This is a genomic window from Rubneribacter sp., from assembly GCF_965361815.1.
In genome coordinates this window covers 1-5229 of record NZ_CBDTNW010000177.1, presented here as the reverse complement: position 1 = coordinate 5229, position 5229 = coordinate 1, and the positions used below count along the sequence as shown (strand labels likewise).

The 5229-nt window shown below is 65.3% G+C and carries 4 protein-coding genes; 1 reads left to right on the top strand and 3 read right to left on the bottom strand.

What is annotated here, in order from left to right:
* From dnaJ to ACWKY3_RS12875, 3 genes are all read right to left on the bottom strand, one after another.
* Complete coding sequence (gene dnaJ / locus ACWKY3_RS12885) at positions 1 to 1134, bottom strand: molecular chaperone DnaJ (protein WP_449316797.1); 1134 nt, start codon at positions 1132 to 1134, stop codon at positions 1 to 3.
* Positions 1135 to 1206: 72 nt separating this feature from the next.
* On the bottom strand, positions 1207 to 2226 hold the full coding sequence (gene hrcA / locus ACWKY3_RS12880; protein WP_449316796.1) for a heat-inducible transcriptional repressor HrcA: 1020 nt from the start codon (positions 2224 to 2226) through the stop codon (positions 1207 to 1209).
* A gap of 191 nt (positions 2227 to 2417) precedes the next feature.
* The gene (locus tag ACWKY3_RS12875) at positions 2418 to 3353 is read right to left on the bottom strand and encodes a LysR family transcriptional regulator (RefSeq protein WP_449316795.1); all 936 of its coding nucleotides are present in this window, start codon (positions 3351 to 3353) and stop codon (positions 2418 to 2420) included.
* 163 nt (positions 3354 to 3516) lie between these two features.
* Here ACWKY3_RS12875 and ACWKY3_RS12870 point away from each other — a divergent pair.
* Positions 3517 to 5229 (top strand): FAD-dependent oxidoreductase (locus ACWKY3_RS12870; RefSeq protein ID WP_449316794.1); only part of this gene is annotated, 1713 nt, incomplete at its 3' end.

The window sequence follows — 5229 nt, the reverse complement described above, 5'->3', positions numbered from 1 at the left end:
TTAATTGAACGCGTCGCGGAGCTTTTGGAGCGGGGAGCGCACGTCGGCGACGTCCTCCCCCATCTCGCGGCCAAGCTCCTCCAGAAGCTCGCGTTGGCGCTTCGTCACCTTCTTGGGCACCACCACGTTCACATGGACGTACATGTCGCCGCGCACCTCGCTTTTCAGGCGTGGCATGCCGAAGCCCTTCACGCGCACCACCTGCTCGTTCTGGCAGCCCTCGGGAATGCGCACGGCCACCCGCTCGCCCTCGAAGATGCCGGCTATCTCAACGTCGGCCCCCAAGGTGGCCTGCACGATGGACACGTTCGCGCGCGCATGCAGATTGTCGCCGTCGCGCTCGAAGAACTCGTGAGGCTGGATGCGGCAGGTCACGATGAGGTCCCCCGAGCGCGCGCCGCGCATGCCCGCCTCGCCGAAACCGCTCAGGCGCAGCTGCTGGGCGTCGCGGATGCCCACGGGCACCTCCACGGTCACGCGCTGGCGGTCGGGCACGCGCCCCTGTCCGTCGCACTCGGGGCACGGATCCTCGATGGTGCGCCCCGTGCCGCCGCAGGCCCGGCACGTGGACGCCGTCTGCATGTCGCCCAAAAACGTGTGCTGGACCGTGACCACGCGCCCTTGGCCGTTGCACTCGGGGCAGGCCACCTCGCGCCCGTTGGGGCCAAGACCCGTGCCGCCGCAGTCCGGGCACGGCGCCAGGCGATCGTAGACGATCTCCTTCTTCGCGCCCGCCGCCACCTCTTCAAGCGTCAGGCGCAAGCCCACGCCCATGTCGCGGCCCTCGCGACGCTGCGGGGCGCGCCCGGCGGCCTGCCCGCCGAAAAACGAGCTGAACAGATCGCCCATGCCCCCGCCGAACAGGTCCTCGAAGTCCACGTACCCGCCGCCGTAGGGGCCTCCCGCGCCTCCCGAGGCGCCGGGGACGGTGCCGAAGCGGTCGTACTGGGCGCGCTTGGCGGGATCCGACAGCACGTCGTACGCCTCGTTGAGCTCTTTGAACTGCTCCTCGGCATCGGGCGCCTTGTTCACGTCGGGGTGCAGCTCGCGAGCGCGGCGGCGAAACGCCTTCTTTATCTCGTCCTCGCCCGCGTCCCGCGAGACTCCCAGAACCTCGTACAGGTCTTTGGCCATCTGTCGATCTCAACCTTTCTTCGCAGGCGGCGAGCCGTGCGCCCCGCCGCCAAAGAGCGTTGCGCCCTTCTCTTACACATCTTCCAGCGCGGAGCTTGCCATGCGGACCGCGCGTATGACTTTGGAGTAGTTCATGCGCGTCGGGCCGATGACGGCCACGACACCCGCGGAATCCCCCCGCCCGTAGCGGCTTGCCACCACGGACACACCCGAAAGCTCCGCCGCGTCGTTCTCGCTGCCGATGCGCACGCAGGGCGCGCCGGCGCCGCAGGACTGCCGCGCGGCGTCGTCCAGGATGTGCAGCAGGACCGTCTCGTCCTCGAGCACCTGCATGACGGGGAGCAGCGCCTCGGAATGGCTGAATTCGGGCTGGCTCAGAAGCGAGCTGACCCCCAGCCTATGCGCGCGGGACAGATCGCTTTCCTGCAGGCAGGAGAGCACCTCGTCAAGCGCCATGCGCACAAGCGGGTCATGCAGGGCCGCCTGCATCCCCTGGCCGAGGCCGTCCTCTATCTCGCTCAGCGACTTGCCGGTGAACACGTCGCCCAAAAAGCGCTGGACGCGCGCCAGGTCGTCGCCGGACACCTCCTCGGCGAACTCCATCTGGCGGTTGAACACCTGCCCGTCCTCGGTGACCAGCACCACGAGGGCGCGCATCGGGGACAGCGAGATGAGCGAGAGCTGCTTGATGTGCAGGTTCAGCACCGAGGGGGCTATGACGATGGAGAGGCAGTCAGTCAGCCGGGTGAGCGCCGAGGACGTGCGCTCCAAAAGCGCGTCCAGCTCGCTTGCGCTGCGTTTGAGCTGGTCGGCCACCGCGCTGTAGCGCTCATCCGAAGACGCGAGGTCGGTGGCCAGCAGGTTGTCCACGAACGCCCGGTACCCGTGGTCGGTGGGGACGCGCCCCGCCGAGGTGTGGGGTTGGGCGATGTAGCCCCCGTCCTCGAGCACCGACAGCTCGTTGCGCACCGTGGCCGGGCTCACACCCAGATGATAGCGCTCCGTGAGCGTGCGCGATCCGACCGGCAGAGCGCGCGCGACGTACTCTTCGATAAGGGCCGCAAGCACCCTTTGCCTTCGATCCGAAAGCACGCCTCTCCACCTTCCTCTCTTCGGGTTCGCTTCCCGCCGCCCATGACCTCATGTTCCGGGCCGGCGCCGACACATCATTTTAGCAGCCGATGCAAGAGAGTGCTAACCGCTCGCGTGATTTATGAAGAATCTTGACGGGAGCGTCACAGACGGTGCATGCAAGAGCGCTTTCCGGTCGTTTGATCCGCGAGCTACGCCGTTTGCCCGGCAAGCTCCTCGAGCCTCTGCGCGAACCTCTTCCTGTGGCCCGACAGCTTCTTCGCGTCATAGGCCGCCACAAGGTCGATATCCGCGTCGAAATCCTCCACCTTTTTGACGGTTCTCTCCGATCCCCAGATCAGCTCGTATATCTTGAAGTAATGGGCGCTGCCGACAGACACCATGCCCGCCGACTCGTGCCGGGGCGGATCGAAGAACGAGGAGCCGTAGACCATCTTCGGACGAAGGGCCGCCCCCGCCAAAGCGAACGTGTCCACGATGGCCTGCCGGTACGAATCGCAAAACGGGTTGCTGCGCGAAAGGAACGTCTCGCCGTCGAGAGAGCGGGCGAGCAGGCGCTCCGACTCGAGTCGATGCCCCCGGGGCACCGCCACGAGCATGGGCACTTTGAGAAGCCGAAAAGCCCGGTATCCACGCTCCCTGTAACGTTGCGCCACGTGCTCGCTGCCGCAGCAGGAAAAATCAAAGCCCACGTCGACCAGGTCCTCGTCGAGCAGCGACATAGGATCGTGACGACCGTAATCGACCTTCCGAACGATCACTTGGGACACGGGGTCCTGCGCGTACAGATCGCCCACCACTTGATCGAGCATGCGCCCGACGGGAAACGTGCTCAATATGTCGGGGACGCGGACCGTCTTCGGTCCTCCTTGCGACAGATTTCGGCACCTCGTCCGCGCCGTCTCGCAACGGTTCACAACGTCTTGCGCCATCGAGAAGAACTCGGCGCCCTCGGGCGTGAGCTCCACGCTGCCTTCCCGCGTCACCAGCTGAAAGCCCATCTCCTCTTCCATCATTGCGATATGCTGGCTCAGCGTTGGCTGGGACACGTACATCTCGCGCGCGGCGCTGGAAAAGTTCAGCTGCTTGCCCAACTCGATGAACTCCTCCAAATGCCGCGTGTTCACAGAGCGCCTCCTTGCCGTTGCGGCATCCCGCATCGTCTCCGATAAGATTCCCCAATAACACGATTGGGGAATCCTATTTCACCGATAGTCCCTTCCCCCCGTACATTTTAGCCAGACGCCAAAACAAGCGTCAACGAAAAACACATCGGACAGGAGGGCGAACATGAAGAACGTGGAAAAGGGAAAGCGGGCCTTGGCGCGCGGCGGCATGTCGAGGCGGGCGTTCCTCGCAGGCTCGCTGGTCGCGGGCGCCGCGACGGCGGGAGCGCTCGCAGGCTGCGCTCCGTCGGCAGGCGGAAGCTCATCGCTGGTTGCGCAGGGCGAGGAGCCAAAGTGGGACAAAGAGGTCGACATCGTGGTCGCAGGCTCCGGCATGTCTTTGTTCGCCGCTTTGAAGGCCCATATGGACGGGGATTCCGTGGTGGTTTTGGAGAAGCGCCCGTTTTTGGGCGGCACGGCGGCCATCTCGGGCGGCGCGGTGTGGGTGCCCATGAACACCTTGCAGGACGACTCCTACGGCCCCGATGACCGCGACGAGGTGATCTCCTACGTGAAGCGCATCGCCGAGGGAGCCGCCGACGACGAGCTCATAGAGAGCTTCGTGGACGGCTCGCAGGCGTTCTTCGAATGGACCAACAACGAGTTGGGCTGCCCGTGGTTCGTGCATGCCGACGGCGCCCCTGTGTGGGATCTGTACATGCCCCTTGAGGGGAGCAAAATGGGCAGGACCCTCAAAATTGATCGGAACCTGTGGCGAAAAGACGCCGAGTACGGTGCCCAGATCGGCGGCGAGGCGCTGTTCAACTGGCTTCTCGAGCGAGCCGAGCAAGAGGGCCTCGACATGATGACCAACACCGAAGCCGCACGCCTGATCACCAACTCCGAAGGGGTCGTGACGGGTGTTGAAGCCTCGCAAAACGGCAAAGCCTATTACGTGAAGGCCCGCAAAGGCGTGCTGCTCTCAACAGGCGGGTTCGACCGCGATGCGGGCATGCGCAAGGCGCACCTGCGCATGGAGCTTTGCAGCACCGCAGCAGTGGAGGCGAACACGGGCGACGCCATCAAGATGGCGCTCGATCTGGGGGCCGACCTCTCGCAGATGCAGTCGGTTTGGGGCTGCGCCGCATGGTGCCCCATCGACGCGACGACGGCGGATTCCGACGAGCTGCAAAGCGATTGGCACCGATTCGACATCCAGTGCGAGCGCACCAACCCGCACAGCCTGATCGTTAATCAGTACGGCGTGCGCTTCGTGAACGAGTCTGCGAACTACCACACCTTCAACCGCGGCTTCGAGATGTGGGACGCGGGCGCGGACCACATGGGGCGCTCGTCCGGCTACCTCATCGTCGACGGCACGTTTCTGCAAAACTACGCCCTTCCCCTGGGCGGGGGCGTTCCCGGCAACATCCCCGAGTACGCCGTTCAAGCCGACAGCCTTGAGGAGCTGGCGGAGAAGGCGGGCATCGACTACGCCAACCTCGCTTGGCAGGTCGAGCAGTTCAACTCGTTTTGCGAAACCGGGCGCGACCCGCAGTTCCATCGCGGCGAAAACGAATGGGACCTTTTGAAGAACTCGAAGGCGGCCGAAATCGAGAACCTGCCCAACCCCTGCCTCGGCAAAGTCGAGACCCCGCCTTTCGTGGCCATGAAGGTTCTGCCCGGTGCCTTGGGCACCAAGGGCGGCCTGCGCACGAACGGAAGCTTCCAGGTGCTCACGCGCGCCGGAGAGCCCATCCCGCACCTCTACGCGAGCGGCGGCGCCGCCAACACCCCGCTCGGCGAGGGCTATCCGGGCGCCGGAGGATGCCTTGGCAGCCATGCCGCCACGGCGTTCGTGGCCATGGCGGCCCTGCAGTCCGAAGAGCCCGTCGAG

What these genes read in the sequence shown, in the direction of transcription:
- dnaJ (WP_449316797.1), bottom strand. Translation starts at nt 1,134, where the DNA reads ATGGCCAAAGACCTGTACGAGGTTCTGGGAGTCTCGCGGGACGCGGGC.